We start from the raw sequence: 15,801 nt of genomic DNA, 5'->3' as shown, positions 1-15,801 counted from the left end.
TACATATTTGTAGTCATACGAACTAACTCATCAAGTCATGAAAAAAATTAATTCTAAAAATTTACTGTTCTTAATGCTGCTGCAATGCTTTTTTAGTTTTGCACAAGAGCAAGTCATAACAGGTAAAATTACAGATGTCGATAATATGCCATTGCCAGGTGCTAGTATTATAGAGAAAGGTACCAAAAATGGTACAATGTCTACTATTGATGGAGACTACACGATAGAATTAAAAAATCCTGATGCTATATTGGTGTTTCATTATATAGGGTTTAAAACTGTAGAGTATTCTACGGCTGGCAAGACGGTAATCAATGTTAAGATGGAAACGGATTCTCAAGCTTTAGATGAGGTTGTTCTTACAGTAGGAATTAGAAGTTCTCAATTAAATGCTGTTAGAGAGAAGCGAGAAGCCACTACAGTTATTGAAGCCATTACTCCAGAAGATATCGGAAGTTTTTCAGATGGTAACGTAACTGATGCTTTACAAAGAGTTGCAGGTGTGCAGATTGAACGAAATGATGATGGGGTTTCTGGAGATAGAGTATCTATTAGAGGTATAGGGCCTCAGTTTGTGAAAATTACGATGAATGGTCGAGCGCCAATTTCTGCTGGAAATGAAGGGAAATCGGATTTTAGAAAATTTAACTTAAATGTTATTCCTACAGAAATTATTAATGGAGCTAGAATCCATAAAACAACGCAGGCTAAAGAAATTGCTACAGATATTGGTGGTACAGTAGATTTTCAAACTTTAAGACCTTTAGATACCAGGTATAAAAGAGGGAAGAATTATTTTGCTAGTGTTAATGTAAGAGGAGATAGTGATTCAGAGTTCGAAGATATAGCTTTTGATACCAGATTGTCAGGTGTGTTTGGAGGTAAAATAAATGATAAATTAGGAGCCGCTGTTTCAGTAGTTCACACGGATGATAATAGATACCGAGATGAGTCGGGAATGCGAGGTTATAGAAATGTAGATTTTTATGAAGATACTAATAGCAATGGTGCTTTTGAAGATGGAGAGAATGTTTATGAAGGTATCTTAGTACCAGCAACTATTAATAATGCCGTAAGAAAAGATAACAGACAACAATTGGCATTATCAGCGGCAATTCAATACAAGCCAACAGATAAATTAGAGTTTTTGCTAGATTATACCTTAACTAAATTAGAAGCTTTTTCAGACAGACAACAATTTCAAATATCAATGTCTACAGGTGGTGATAATGGTTTACTGGGCGTTAATAACTTTTTTACACCAGAAAGCCTTGTTTTTAATGGAAATAATTTAGCGTACATCAATGCAGCTGGTGCAGACTTATCACGAGTAAATATTCAAAACAAAAATCAATTTTATACAAATAATACCACCAATAATATCATAGGGTTGAATACCTTATATAAGGAATCAGATAAGTTGACTTTTAGTTTTGATTTATCGTATTCAGATTTAGATTTTTTCCAAGATTTAACGCAAATAACTGCAAGATTGGATGGAAGAGATTATGACAATAGTGCTATTAGTTTAGATTTGAGAGGTGAACTTCCTCAGTTTGGACTTCCAACTGAAATTTTAGATCCTACAGCATTTGGTCTTAGATCTGCAGCAAAAAGACATATTAGAACTAAGGGCTACAACTATGCTTCAAGATTTGATGTAGAATATGAGCTGAATAAAAAGGTGAAATTCTCATTGGGTGCAAGATCTGCAATGACAGATTTTGAAGCTAGAGAAGCGCAAGCAAATGCTGACGATATATATGGTGACTATACAGATGAGCAATTACAGCAGTTCGTAGATCTTATTTCTTATGACAATTATTATATTCCAGGTGATTTTTTAGGAGGTGGAACAGGTTTAGATCAATGGATTAATATTCCCGGAAATGCCGTGTTAGATTTAACACCAGGATTTAATAGTTTAAATGGGGGAAGTATTTTCGATTTTAATACCCCTTTAAATGAATTGGTTTCTGAGGAAGGTGATTTACAATTTAATCCTGCAAAATCTTATGGAGCGATAGAAAAAACCTTTTCTACCTATGCACAAGTTGATGCAAGAACAAGAATATTTGATATACCAGTGGTTTTAAATTTTGGAGTAAGAGCCATTAATACCATAAATGAATTAAGAGCATTTACCGGAGTAGAAATAGTTGATCCTATAGCAGAGACTAGTGGTGTAGTAAGTGAAGCTATATATCATGAGGTAGACAATTCTAGATGGGATGTTTTACCTAGCTTTAATGCCAATTTCAAAATAAAAAGAAATTTTAACTGGAGATTTAGTGTTGCTAAAGGAGCATCTAGGCCAAAATATAGAGATATGATGCCGAGTAATGAGGTGGTATATTTAGATCCTACTTCTGAAATATTCAACCCGAGTTCACCAGACTATGAGCCAAACTTAGGAACAAGTTTATATAGAGGAACTATTAAATCTGGTAATCCAAAGTTAGAGCCTTACAGCGCATGGATGTATGATACAACATTTGAGTTGTATAGCAAAAATGGAGGTGCAATTATCGGTAGTATCTTTTATAAAGACATTAGAAATTATATAGGAAGGCAAACATTAAATGATCAAGCATATCCAGGTGTAGAAGCGTTGGGTGTAGCATTACCTGTAGGTCAAGAAGATTTATTGTTCGATATTTCTACTCCTATAAACATTACAAATGCACAACTTTATGGTTTTGAAATAGGATTTAATCATCATTTTACATTTTTACCTGGTTTTGCTAGTGGATTTGGTTTACGCGCTAACTATTCTTTTGTTGAAAGTAATTTTGATGGCGCTGTTGGAGATGCCACTAATGGTTTTCCAGGAACATCTAAACACAACTTCAATACAGTGATGTACTATGAAAAGTACGGGTTCTCTTTTAGATTCACTGCAGCCTACAGAAGTAATTACTTAAGTAATTTGGGTGGTATAGGCTCTACACGTGCAGATGAGGCACATTATACAGAAGGAACGACGCTTTTAGGAATCAATTTAAAATATAAGATTACAAAAAAGTTACAAGCAAGTGCAGGTGTAAGTAATCTTACAGGAGAAGATACACGTCGTTATATTGGAGATGATACTCAAAATTTAACTTCTTATTACGGTAGAACTCCAACTTGGAAAGTAGGATTGAGATACAGATTATAATCTAAAATAAATATGTTTTTGGGAGCATCGTTAATTGATGAAAATTAGTGATGACTCAAGAATATTATATACAGTAAAGAAAAAAGTAGGTGATTTCTATCTACAAATCAAAAAATAAATAAAATTAATAATAGTACGCATATGTTTAAGAATAGATGTTTAATGTTTTCCGTTTTAATAATGCTTATTAGCGTTATGAATAGCCATTCTCAAGATAAAAACAAAAAAGGAATGGAAGAAATGTGGGGTGAAACTACCGTTACAGGTGATGCTTTAAAAAGTGGAAAAGCGAAGTTATTTGATGAAGGCAACTACGGTATGTTTATTCATTGGGGATTGTTTTCAAATCTAGGTGGTGTATGGGAAGATAAAACGTATTACGGTATAGGCGAATGGTTAATGAGCAAGCGTGTGGCCAATATTGCTCCAGAAAAATATATGGAAACGGCAAAAACGTTTAATCCAACGGAATTCGATGCTAAGCAAATTGCACAATTAGCAAAAGATGCAGGCATGAAGTACATCATCATTACCAGTAAACATCATGAAGGTTTTGCGATGTTCGATTCTGAAGCTAGTGATTTCAATATTGTTGATGCCACTCCATTTGGTAGAGATCCCATGCACGAATTATCTGCTGCCTGTAAAGAATTAGGACTTGGATTCGGGTTTTATTATTCTCATAATCAAGATTGGACGGCGCCAGGTGGTACAAGAGGTCCTGAAGTTGATGAGAATGGAAATAAAGCAGACTTTAAAGATTATTTCTACAATAAGTGTAAACCTCAGGTTAAAGAAATATGTACTAATTATGGAGACATCGATTTTGTTTGGTTTGATACTCCAGGTGATATGCCAGAAGAATATGTGGTAGAATTAGCGGATATGGTTAGAGAATTACAACCAAATGCTATGATGTGTAGTAGAGTTGGTTATGGTATGGGTGACTATGCTAGTATTGGAGATATGGAAGTGCCAACCCGAAATGTAGAAGGGCTTTGGGAAACTTGTGATACCAACAACGATTCTTGGTCTTATGCATGGTATGATAATAACTTTAAAAGTCCTAAAAAGATTTTAGGTCGTGTTATTGAAACTGTAGCTAGAGGTGGTACATATTTATTTAATGTAGGTCCAGATAGTAACGGCGCTATTCCTAGTATTGGTATAGAGTTTTTACAAGAGTCTGGTCGTTGGATTCAAAAATACCCACAGGTAATTTACGCTGCAGGTAGTTCACCTTGGGGTTATGCATTGCCTTGGGGAGATGTTACTACTAATGGTAAATCGCTTTATTTATCTGTAAGTGAATGGCCAACTAATGGCAAATTATACTTACCTGGATTAAAGTCTAAAGTGAAAAAAATATCCGTTTTAGATGGTGACAAAAAGAGTTCTCTTGAATTTTCTAAAGAGAACGATTGGTTAGTTATCGACGTGCCATATAAAGCACCTGAAGAATTGATTTCTGTAATTGAAGTAGAACTTGAAGATGCCGAAGCTGTAGTAGAATCACACTTAGGTATCTATCCAAATGTACCTACAAGATTATTAACGGAATTTGGTGAAGTTGAAGGTGCAGAACAAAAAAACGTACGTTGGATGGAGAAATTTGGTGAATGGAAACATGCCAACCAAGTGAGCAATTGGGAAGAAAACGGTATGGTTTGTTGGGAAGTAAACGTTCAAGAACCGGGTTATTACTATTTAGATTTAGAATATAAAGGTGAAGGACGATTAGTATGGAAAACCACAACAGATGAAGGTATTAAAGTTCAAAATCAACAAGCAGCAACCGATAAATACGCGTACCGAAGAATGGGAATTTTAGAATTTAAAACTGCTGGTAATCATATCATAAAGACGTCATTAGTTGAAGGTGATGCACAAACATCGAGTTTAAAGTCTATCAAAATATTACCTATAAAATAGTTAATCATCATGAAGTTAGCTTCTATACATAAAAGTCTGTTTTTAATAGGTTTGTTTTTAGTTCAAACAGCCTTTTCTCAAGACGATAAGCATTATCCAAAATTTAGTTGGGATAAGGTTCCTGTTGCATTTCACTTTGGGAAAAAAGGGGATCTCTTAACTAAAAAGGAAGCAAAATTTATTGCTTCGCATTCCAATTTTACGGTATTAGAAAAAGCCCATGGTTTTCCAAAATACAAACATTCGGAAGATGCTATTGCGGCTGATGCAAAAGTGTTAAAAGATTTAAATCCAGACATGAAAGTGGTATTCTATTGGAATGCGTTTTTAGATTATAATATGTATAAAGCGCATGAAGAGTATCAAACAAAATCAGAGTGGTGGCTTAAAACAAAAACAGGAGATTTAGATTTAAAGAGCGATAGAATTAAGCGTTATGATTTATCTAATCCAGAAGTTAGAGAATGGTGGTCTAATGTCGCTAAAGACAATTTGAATAATGAAAACATTGATGGTGTTTTCTTTGACGGTTTAGTCCAAGTGACTAATCCTGGAAATAAACAATTATGGGGAACTGAAAAGTTTGATGCCATTCAACAAGGCTTAAAAGATCTCATTAAAGAAACGAGAGCTAAAATTGGTGATGACAAATTAATCGTTTATAACGGTATTCGTTCTACACCAGTTAGAAATAGCGAAAATGACTTTCCAGATTTTACAGATGCCATAATGATTGAACATTTCGGCTATTTTAATAGCAAAACGAAAGAAAGTATGCTTAAGGATATTCAAGAAATGGAAAAAGCAGGTAAAAGCGGTAAAATAGTAGTGTTTAAGACATGGCCAGAGAATGCATGGTTAAACAAAAAGTTTATGGCTAAATCTGAAAAAGAAAAAGAAGAAATTGCTAAAAAGCATCTAACTTTTGCTTTAGCTTCTTTTTTAGCTGGAGCACAAAAACATTCGTATATTAGTTACAATTGGGGGTATCGCTTAAGTATGGGATCACTTCTATGGTATCCTGAATTTGATAAACCCTTGGGCAAACCTGTAGATGACATGCAGGTTAACGGTTGGATTTTAACCCGAAATTATGAACATGCTAGTATTTGGGTCGATTTAGAAAACAAGAAAGCCACCATTGACTGGAAAAAAGAAAGTTAAAACCATGAAAATAAGCGCCTACTTTTATATAATACTGTTGGTGTGCTTAACAGCTTGTCAAGAACAAACAAAACCAACACCTCAAGTTAATAAACCCAACATCATCATATTTTATGCTGATGATATGGGTTTTGGTGATTTAGCAATTCAGAATCCCCAATCTAAAATCCCAACACCCAATTTAGATCAATTAGCAAAAGAAGGGCTTTTAATGACAGAGGCGCATAGTTCTTCAGGAGTGTGTACACCAAGTAGGTATGCCTTGTTATCGGGCCGCTACCATTGGAGAGACTTCAACGATATTGTACATGCTATGGGAGAATCGGTGTTTAAAGAAAATCAGGTAACCTTACCTCGTATTCTTAACACCAACGGTTACCATACAGCAGCTATTGGTAAATGGCATTTAGGATGGAACTGGGAAGCGATTAGAAAAAAAGATTTTACTCAAAAAGTAAAAGCGAAGCACGGAAAAAAGGAAATAGAAATTTGGCCAGCACAGGCTTATGATTGGGATAAATCCATTCCTAATGGGCCGTTGTCTATAGGTTTCGATTCTTATTTTGGTGATGGTACTATTAATTTCCCTCCATATACTTGGATTGAAAATGATAAGGTTACAGAAGCACCAACACTAACGTTACAACATCCTAAAGAAGATTTTGCATTAGAAGGCAATTGGGAATTACGACCAGGACCAGCAGTAAAAGATTGGGATTTTTATAAGATTTTACCAACGGTGACACGTAAAGCTGTGACTTTTATAAAAAATCAAGAACAAGCTAAAGAACCTTTTTTCTTATATATGGCATTTCCTTCGCCGCACGCACCAATAATCCCAAATGAAGAATTTAGAGGAAAAAGCAATGCAGGTCCTTATGGCGATTTTGTGTTTCAGACTGATGATGCAGTTGGACAAATTTTAGAAGCGTTAAAAGCCATTAATGCAGATGAAAATACGATTGTAATTTTTACTTCAGATAATGGATCAGAGCACTATGCTTATAGCCGTATTAAAAATTATGATCACGATAGTTCTCATCCGTTTAGAGGAGTAAAAAGAGATGTTTATGAAGGCGGACATCATGTGCCTTTTATCGTAAAATGGCCCAACCATATTAAACCAGGAACAAAGAGCAATCAATTGTTCAGTCAAATAGACCTTTTAAATACGTTAGCGTCTATTACAAATAGCGATTTACCGAAAGGGTTTCAGCATGACAGCTTTAATTTTTCTAACGTATGGTTAACTAATACAGATGAACCTGTGAGAGAAACTATTGTTCACAATACTTGGGCTTCAAAATATGCGATTAGAAAAGGCGATTGGTTATACATTAATAATAAAGATGGTTACCACACCAGAATACCAAAATGGTTTGAAGAAGGACAACGTTTTAAAACCGCTAAGGATACCGTACAACTCTTCAATCTTAAAGACGATATAGGGCAAAACACGAATTTAGCAAGTCAATTTCCTGAAAAAGTTAAGGAGTTGGCTGCAGCATTAGGTAACGAACAGGAAAAAGAAACGTTTGAAAATTAATACGGAAATGAGAATGCGTTATTTAAAACAGATCACACTTTTATGGGTTGCTATTGCAATGTATTCTTGTAATGAGACTAAGACGAAAACCGTAGTTAATAATGGAGCTGTAGCTAAAACAGGAGATTTAAGGCCAAACATTATTTTCATTTTTGCAGATGATTGGGGTTATGGTGACTTAGGCGTGTATGGAAATACAGAAGTTGTGACGCCCAATCTAGATAAAATGGCTTCTGAAGGCACACGATTTACACAATTTCATGTAACAAGTGGTGTCTGTTCACCAAGCCGGTCTTCAGTTTTAACCGGTCATTTTCCGGCAAGACATCGTGTTCATGCGCACTTTGCAGGAAACGAAGTGAATGCTAAACGCAATATGCCTAATTATTTAAATGATTCCTTACCGGTATACCTGCCTCAAACCCTACAAAAAGCAGGCTATAAAACGGCACATTTTGGGAAATGGCATTTAGGAGGTGGAGGTAAACCTCATGGCGATCCTTCAGCACCAGAGCCTAAAGTTTACGGATACGATGACGCTAGAGTTTGGAACGGCAATGGACCAACTTGGAAAGGAGATCAGAAATGGCCAACCACACGATTTATGGATACGGATACCTTATGGGTACAAAGTTCGAGTAGAATTGCAGTAGATGAAACGATTGATTTTATCAAACGAAACAAAGGTAAACAACCCATGTTTGTCAACCTTTGGTTAAAAGATCCGCACACACCCTTATGGCCTTCAGAAGCGCAACGCGAATCTTTTAAAGGGCTATCACCAAGTAAAGAAACCTATTATGCAGTTTTAAAGGATGCCGATTTTCATGTTGGACGTTTATTAGAATCCATATCAGAAATGGGATTAGACGAAAACACCTTAATTATGTTTTCTAGTGATAATGGTCCTGCAGGATGGGGACCTTCTAAAGAAGCGGGTTCAACCGCAGGTTTGAAAGGACGAAAAGTGGATATTTACGAAGGTGGAGTCGTAGTGCCTTTTATTGTAAAATGGAAAAATCATGTTGACGAAAATAAGGTAGATTCAACAAGTGTATTATCTACAGTCGATTTATTACCAACCTTTGCCAATTTAGCAGAAATAGAATTGCCAAACGATTATGCTATTGATGGAGAAAATATCAGTTCAATTTTAGAAAATAATAGCTTTAAAAGAACAAAACCCTTATTTTGGGAATGGCGTTTTCCTAGAGAAAATACCAATCATTGGGCACAAGGCGCGGTTAGAAAAGGAGATTGGAAACTTTTATTTAACGAAAAAATTAACAGAGTCGAACTCTATAATATTTCTAAAGATCCTTTTGAGAAAAATAACTTAGCAGAGCGTAATGAGCAACACGTAAGTGAGCTAAAAAGTCTGTGGGCCGACTGGAAAAAAGAGTTGCCTGAATAATTTACACCGGTTTAAAATAATTTAATAACACCCTATACTTTCAAAAAACAGTATTGAAATGAATAAAAAAGTAATAGCATTAATAGCCCTTGTGGGACTTACGTTTTCATGTACGTCTCAATCCACAAAAACAGTAACCACTAAAAAATCAAAACAGCCTAATGTCATTGTAATTATAACCGATGATCAAGGTTATGGAGATCTTGGTGCTCATGGGAACACCTTAGTTAAAACGCCAGCTTTAGATAAATTCCATGATGAATCGGTGCGTTTAACAGATTTTCATGTGGGGCCAACCTGTGCTCCTTCAAGATCGGGTTTAATGACCGGAAGATACGCTAATAGAGTAGGAGTTTGGCATACAATTGGTGGAGTTTCTATTTTAAGAGCAGATGAAGTGACTATGGCTGATGTGTTTCAAGAAAATGGGTATGAAACCGCAATGTTTGGTAAATGGCATTTAGGTGATACTTATCCTTCTAGACCACAAGATAAAGGTTTTAAATATACCATTACCCATGGTGGAGGTGGAGTTGGTCAGACACCAGATTATTGGGATAACGATTATTTTGATGATACCTATTTTAAAAATGGAGTACCAACGAAGTTTGAAGGCTATTGTACCGATGTATGGTTTGATGAAGCTATAAAATATATTGAAGAGAAGAAAGATGAACCATTCTTCGCTTATATTTCTGCCAATGCGCCACACCTTCCTTTCAATGTGCCAGAAACCTATTATAATCAATACAAAGATTTAGACATTCCGGAGTTTCAAAAAATCTTCTACGGAATGATTACCAACGTGGATGACAACTTTGCGAAGCTTCAGAAGAAATTGAAAGATTTAAATATTGCAGATCATACCATCGTTATTTTTATGACCGATAACGGAACCGCTTCAGGATATAAAACAGTAGGTGGCCGATTATACGGTTTTAATGCTGGAATGAAGGGCACAAAAAATAGTGAATATGAAGGTGGACACCGCGTACCATTCTTTATTAAGTATCCGGAGAAAAATATTGAAGGCGGAAGAGATGTAAAGGAACTTACAGCCCATTTAGATATTTTACCAACCTTAGCCACTTTATGTGATTTAGAATTGCCAGAGAGACAAAAGAAAATGGATGGTTCGGATATTTCTTCACTGCTTTTAGGAGAAGAAGAAACCATTGGTAGAGACTATCTTATCACCGATTCGCAACGTGTACAAAGCCCAATAAAATGGAGAAAAAGTGCCGTGATGTCAGACAAAATGCGATTGGTTAATGGTAAAGAATTATATGATATTTCTAAAGATCCAGGTCAAGATAATGACTTAGCTGCTCAGTTTCCTGAAAAAGTAGAACAAATGCGAGGTTACTATAATGAATGGTGGAGTTCTGTATCTACAGAGTTTAATCAATTTCCAATCATTGTTTTAGGTTCTGATAATCAAAATCCTATAGAACTAACCTGTCATGATACACATGTGCACGATTCTAAAATTCCATGGAATCAAAATTACATTAGAGAAGCGAAAAAGAATCCAATGGGAGGTGAATTTACCGTAGCATTTGAACAGTCTGGAACGTATACTATTGAATTAAGCAGGTGGCCTTTTGAAGCTGATTTAGCAATAAATGCAGCTGTTGCCGGAAAAGAAGGCACCATTTCTACGGAAGCTATTGCAGAAGGTAGAACAATGAATTTTAAATCTGGTGGTGTAAAAATCGGGGCTTGGGAACAAACTAAAGCCGTAGAAAAGGACGCAAAAGTAATAAGCTTTACAGGTAATTTTACTAAAGGCGAAACGGATATGAGTGCATGGTTTACAACCGATAAAGGTGAAGACTGGGGTGCATTTTATATTAAAGTGACTAGAGTATCAAAAGAATTCTCTATTATAGATTAACTGTTTTAGAGATTACGCTTTACAAATCTGTATTGTAAATCATTTTATGACATAAAAAAAGGGAAAGTTAGCTTTCCCTTTTTTTATTGATATATGTGAACCGTATATATTATTCTTTAGAAGTTAACATATCTGGTGTAGCAACTGTTCTAAAGCCCATATGATCGGACCCAGAATCTACAGAAACACCCATTTTAGCCGATATTCTAAAACTAGCACAGTATGAGGCATGGCACAAAAAAGAGCCACCTTTCATCACGTGTTCTACTTGGTACGGATTATTAGGATTAAAATGTGTAGCAGCTCCTTTAGGATTTACAATCGGCTTAGACGTGTCTAATTCACTGTAATATTTTACACTAAAGAAATCACTAGTTATTTCCCATACATTTCCAGCCATATCGTATAAACCAATACTATTTGGAGGATACGATTTTACTGGAGAGATAAATTCAAAACCATCTTGAGACTCATTTTTTGTAGGAAACACACCTTGCCAAGTATTAGCATTAGCATCTAATTTAGCGGCATCATTACCCCAAGTAAAAATAGTGTTCGTATTTTTACCTTGAGCAGCAGATTCCCATTCGGCTTCGGTTGGTAAACGTCTATTGGCCCACTCACAATACGCTAAAGCATCTTGGTAGGCCACGTGTACTACAGGATAATCATCTTTACCTTCAATAGTCGATTCTGGACCATCAGGATGTCTCCAATTCGCTCCTGTTTTCCATGTCCACCATTGGCCATAGTTTTCCATGTTTACAACAGCATTAACGTCTTTATTGAAAATTAAACTTCCAGGTTGTAGAATAGAATCATGAGGTTTTGGTGTGTTTGGAGGCAATTCTTTTTTCATTTCTTCCCAATCAATCTCACGTTCTGCTATAGTTATATAGTTTGTAGCTTCTACAAAGGCTTTAAACTGCTTGTTGGTAACCTCAGTGATATCTATAAAAAAACCATCAACAGTAACCCAATGTGCAGGCTTTTCTCTTGGCATGGCATATTGGTCAGAATCTTTTGCCCCTTGTAAAAAGGTTTTTTCCTCTACCCAAACCATACCTTCAGGTGTTTCCATTTTTGAAGTTGGTTCCGCTTTAGCTTCAGTTTTAGGTTCAGAAGATTTTTTCTGGTCTTCATTTTTACAGCTAGAAACTGATGAGAACAGTACTAAAGCAAAAGCCAAATAAGCGAATTGTTTTGTTAAGCGTTGTTGATACATGTTGTTTTATTTTTAGTATTTATTTCTTAATTTAAATAGTGTGCAAATTAGTAGTCGTTCTTTAAAAGATTTAGTATTCCACTTGTAAATAAACTAATTTGGAGTCATAACATTACAAATAATTCTTAATAATTTAACTAGTTATGGTCCTTGATATTTCATGTTTACATTAGAAATTTAATCATAAGACAGTGCTAAGAGATATTCTATATGAAAAAAAACCGTAACATTTTTTCAAATATTGCGGTTTTTTGGGCTATTAATCAATTCAAAAGGATATCTATATTCAACACGTTAAGGTGTTGATTTTATATTTTTAATTAATAATAATTTTTTGGGTTCTATTTTGTGTTTCACTTTTTAATTCAACAATATAGACACCAGTTCTTAGCGCATTCACTTCAACAATGTTTGTTGTATTAGAAGTATCCAAGGCTTGTTGTAATACTATTCTGCCGTGCATATCGTATACTACAGCTGTTGTATTTGTGTTTAATTGACCTTTAATCACTACAGTTTTCGTTGCTTGCTCTGAATAGATGTTTAAACCATTTAACAAGTTATCTTTTATAGATAATGCAGATGAAGAGTAATGTATATAGAATCGTCCTGTTCCGTTTAAATTGTCAGATGGTGTAAATACATAATCTCCAGTATTTAATAAGGTCCATGTATTAGTAATGTTATCTTCAAGATACACATTAATATGTGATGGTATAGAAGCCGTTTCTACATTTAAACCAATGGTTAATTGTGTGCCAGCATCTCCTTTAACACCAAGTGGTACAACCACATCATTAAAATCGTTATAAGGTAAAGCCTGAATCGCAAATTCTAATCCTTCATTATGCTCTACAAGATGAGTATAAATACCATTAGTAGAACCTGTGAAAGCAGCAGCATCATAACCTGGATCTAAACCTCTTGTTTGATGCTCTGCAAAGTATATTTTTGTAGTTTGCGTAGAAGATGCATTAGATAAAAATAATTCTGATAACAAAAAGTTAGGTGTTGATGATCTTCCAACTATAAAGTCATCAGAAGTACCAAGAGTTCGCATAGCAGGTGTAAATGTTACTGTGCCTCCAGAAATTGTTCTAACAAAGAATCCTTGACTTGGTGTAATTTTATCTGAAGAGTTTATATTATTCCAAATCGTATAATTACTACCGTTAGCATCATTAGCATCATATCCATAAATCGCTTGATAAGCTCCGCCGCCGCCATTTAATGCACCTGAGTTTTCAGTCCAAAATTCACCAAAATCTAAATAAGAAGGGAAGGGATTTCCAATTAAGTTCCATAAACCATATGTAGTGTCTCCTCCGTTTGAAATAGTTACTGACACATTTGCTACAGGAGAGTTTGGTACTGTTCCTTTAAAATACATCGTGCTTCCACTAACAGTTCCTGCTCTATAACCTTCACCTGGCACTATTACATCGCTACCAGTCTTATTCCAATTTAGAAATTCACCATTTGTATTATCAAAAGGGCCAAATAATTTTTGATCGGGATTACTAGGGTTTGATACAAGTTCAGCATCATTATTATTTGCTAGAGTTGAAAAATTTTGATCAACAGGAGATGCTATTAAGTCATTACCATTAGGATTTCCATTTACATATCTATAATATCTAATGTCTCCATTTACGGTTCCATTAAAAATTAAACTTCCAAAAGTCGATGACGTTGAATATGCAAAAAGGTTATTTTTTGTAATGGCATTACCATTTATAGTAAGTGAGTGCCCTGCCTCAACTTTTACTCTTTCTATAGCACCAACTTCAATAATTGTAAAATCGTTTACGGTAACGTCTGTATTTATTTGTAAATTACCTTGTATTATTACATTATCTGTAGCTGTAGGAACAATTCCTCCTATCCAAGAAGAACCATCTTCCCAATCAATAGGATCCGCCGTTGTTGAAGCAATTTTTGGAACTCTAATATAACCAGATGCATCTTGTACTATAGTACCATCTGTAGGTTCAACACCATCAAGAAGCCACGAGTCTAATATTGTTTGAGAAACCTCAGTAGCTGTGGTTCCTATTCTAAGAACACCAGAATAATAATTTTGTAAATCTACGACTCCTTCTGTAGCCGAAGTTGTATATGAAGAAAATTGCACAAGCGTAACTTCTGGAGCAAAGACCAAACTTAAGGGTCTAGTAAGTACTCTTAAGTAACCTAAATTACTTTGGTTTTTATTAAATGTGACTACAGATGTATTATTTACTTGAGAATCTTTATAAATGTTTCCTTCAAACGTATCTGCAACGTTAAAAGTAAGAGTACTACTTCCTTCTAATTCTATAGTATTAGAGTCAGTAATTACATTAGTACTATTAAAAATAATTGGATTGTTTCTCGTTTTAAATCCTCCTGTAAAAGTGGATAAATCTGAAGCAGCTTCAAAAGTTACTCCTCCATCAGCACCAGCTGCATTTATAATATTAAAAAGACCTGATCCTGTAATTTCTCCATGAAATTCAAAAGGATTAGATGATTCATTTTCAATAGTAAGACCAAAAGTACTTGAACTAATCGTGTTGCCATTTGTAAAAATAGTACTAGCTCCTGATACATTTTTAAATCTTCCGCTAGTGGCTAAAGTTATGTTGCAATCAATAGTAACATTACCTGAAGCAGCATTATTTTCTATAATATAATTTCCATTACCTGTAGTGAAGGTTAAAGTTGAATTCGAAGCGCTACTGATTGTTATAGCATCTGTTATTATTATAGCTCCAACGCTTTGATCACTATTAACGTTTACATCTGCTTCTAAAGTTGCAATACCAGTTGCATCCGCTATTATTCCGCCTGTCCAGTTAGTTGGAGTAGACCATAAGCCATCTCCAGTGCCATTATTATTTGTATAAGTGCCATTGGTCTGGGCATTTAATTGAAAGTTACTTAAGCCGATAAGAGCTAAAAGTATAAAGAATTGTAATTGTTTATTCATGATGTTAGTAGATTTATTAAGTAGATTAAAAAACATTTTTACAAAATTAAGTGTATACACTATATATACTTTGCTTAATTCGCTCAAAAACATACTCATTTCATGTAAAACACTCTATACAAGGCTTTAAAACAGCATGTTGCATCTTTAATTATAATATGGGCTTATATAATTAGAAATGGAAAAAGTAATTACAAACGATAGTCTCGTTAACATGTAAATTTTACGTTGAATTTAAGATTATGAAAAACAGTATTCTTTAATTCTTTTAATGTTTCATTACCTTTTCTAATGAAACCTGTAAATTCTAGGTTTAACGGGTCATTGCTAAAAGTTGTGTGTGATGATTAAAAAAAGATTCTGATTTTTGTAAAAAAAAAAAAGACTTTTGGACAATTATCTAGAACTACTGAAACTTATTCTTCCTGAATTTTTAATAGATCATTTTGATTTAATTAGGCATACCAAGAATGGAGAAGTCATGCATCTCTA

At 34.7% G+C, this 15,801-nt stretch carries 8 protein-coding genes; 6 read left to right on the top strand and 2 right to left on the bottom strand.

The annotated features are described in order from the left end of the window. The first annotated feature begins 37 nt into the window (after positions 1–37). The 6 genes from VDP25_RS01780 (at position 38) to VDP25_RS01755 (ending at position 11,113) form a co-directional block, all read left to right on the top strand. The gene (locus tag VDP25_RS01780; RefSeq protein WP_334466113.1) at positions 38–3,160 is read left to right on the top strand and encodes a TonB-dependent receptor; all 3,123 of its coding nucleotides are present in this window, start codon (positions 38–40) and stop codon (positions 3,158–3,160) included. Positions 3,161–3,355: 195 nt separating this feature from the next. Continuing rightward, positions 3,356–5,092 (top strand): alpha-L-fucosidase, encoded by a 1,737-nt coding sequence (locus VDP25_RS01775; protein ID WP_334466110.1) that lies wholly within the window; start codon positions 3,356–3,358, stop codon positions 5,090–5,092. A 9-nt stretch (positions 5,093–5,101) separates the two neighbouring features. Beyond that, entirely contained in the window at positions 5,102–6,256 is a 1,155-nt protein-coding gene (locus VDP25_RS01770; protein WP_334466108.1) for a putative glycoside hydrolase, read from the top strand. Positions 6,257–6,260: 4 nt separating this feature from the next. After that, a complete protein-coding gene (locus tag VDP25_RS01765; protein ID WP_334466106.1) occupies positions 6,261–7,802 on the top strand; it encodes a sulfatase family protein in 1,542 nt (513 codons plus the stop codon). Further along, on the top strand, positions 7,792–9,216 hold the full coding sequence (locus VDP25_RS01760) for a sulfatase family protein (RefSeq protein WP_334466103.1): 1,425 nt from the start codon (positions 7,792–7,794) through the stop codon (positions 9,214–9,216). Before VDP25_RS01765 ends, VDP25_RS01760 begins: the two co-directional genes overlap by 11 nt. Before the next feature lie 58 nt (positions 9,217–9,274). Then, on the top strand, positions 9,275–11,113 hold the full coding sequence (locus VDP25_RS01755; RefSeq protein ID WP_334466101.1) for an arylsulfatase: 1,839 nt from the start codon (positions 9,275–9,277) through the stop codon (positions 11,111–11,113). Between the two features lie 109 nt (positions 11,114–11,222). Here VDP25_RS01755 and VDP25_RS01750 read toward each other — a convergent pair whose 3' ends face one another. Together VDP25_RS01750 and VDP25_RS01745 are read right to left on the bottom strand one after the other, a co-directional pair. Then, positions 11,223–12,338, bottom strand: coding sequence for a formylglycine-generating enzyme family protein (locus VDP25_RS01750; RefSeq protein ID WP_334466099.1), 1,116 nt, complete (start codon positions 12,336–12,338; stop codon positions 11,223–11,225). A gap of 316 nt (positions 12,339–12,654) precedes the next feature. Then, positions 12,655–15,309 (bottom strand): T9SS type A sorting domain-containing protein, encoded by a 2,655-nt coding sequence (locus tag VDP25_RS01745; protein WP_334466098.1) that lies wholly within the window; start codon positions 15,307–15,309, stop codon positions 12,655–12,657. Positions 15,310–15,801: the final 492 nt, after the last annotated feature.

The organism is Winogradskyella sp. ECml5-4 (assembly GCF_036903175.1).
GTDB lineage: Bacteria > Bacteroidota > Bacteroidia > Flavobacteriales > Flavobacteriaceae > Winogradskyella > Winogradskyella damuponensis.
Note: the sequence above shows the minus strand (reverse complement) of the source record. Positions and strands in the feature narration are given on the sequence as shown.

Excerpts from the sequence above, each read along its gene's own strand:
- VDP25_RS01770 (WP_334466108.1), top strand. The coding sequence starts at position 5,102 with ATGAAGTTAGCTTCTATACATAAAAGTCTGTTTTTAATAGGTTTGTTT.
- VDP25_RS01780 (WP_334466113.1), top strand. The coding sequence starts at position 38 with ATGAAAAAAATTAATTCTAAAAATTTACTGTTCTTAATGCTGCTGCAA.
- VDP25_RS01745 (WP_334466098.1), bottom strand. The coding sequence starts at position 15,309 with ATGAATAAACAATTACAATTCTTTATACTTTTAGCTCTTATCGGCTTA.
- VDP25_RS01755 (WP_334466101.1), top strand. The coding sequence starts at position 9,275 with ATGAATAAAAAAGTAATAGCATTAATAGCCCTTGTGGGACTTACGTTT.
- VDP25_RS01775 (WP_334466110.1), top strand. The coding sequence starts at position 3,356 with ATGAATAGCCATTCTCAAGATAAAAACAAAAAAGGAATGGAAGAAATG.
- VDP25_RS01750 (WP_334466099.1), bottom strand. The coding sequence starts at position 12,338 with ATGTATCAACAACGCTTAACAAAACAATTCGCTTATTTGGCTTTTGCT.
- VDP25_RS01765 (WP_334466106.1), top strand. The coding sequence starts at position 6,261 with ATGAAAATAAGCGCCTACTTTTATATAATACTGTTGGTGTGCTTAACA.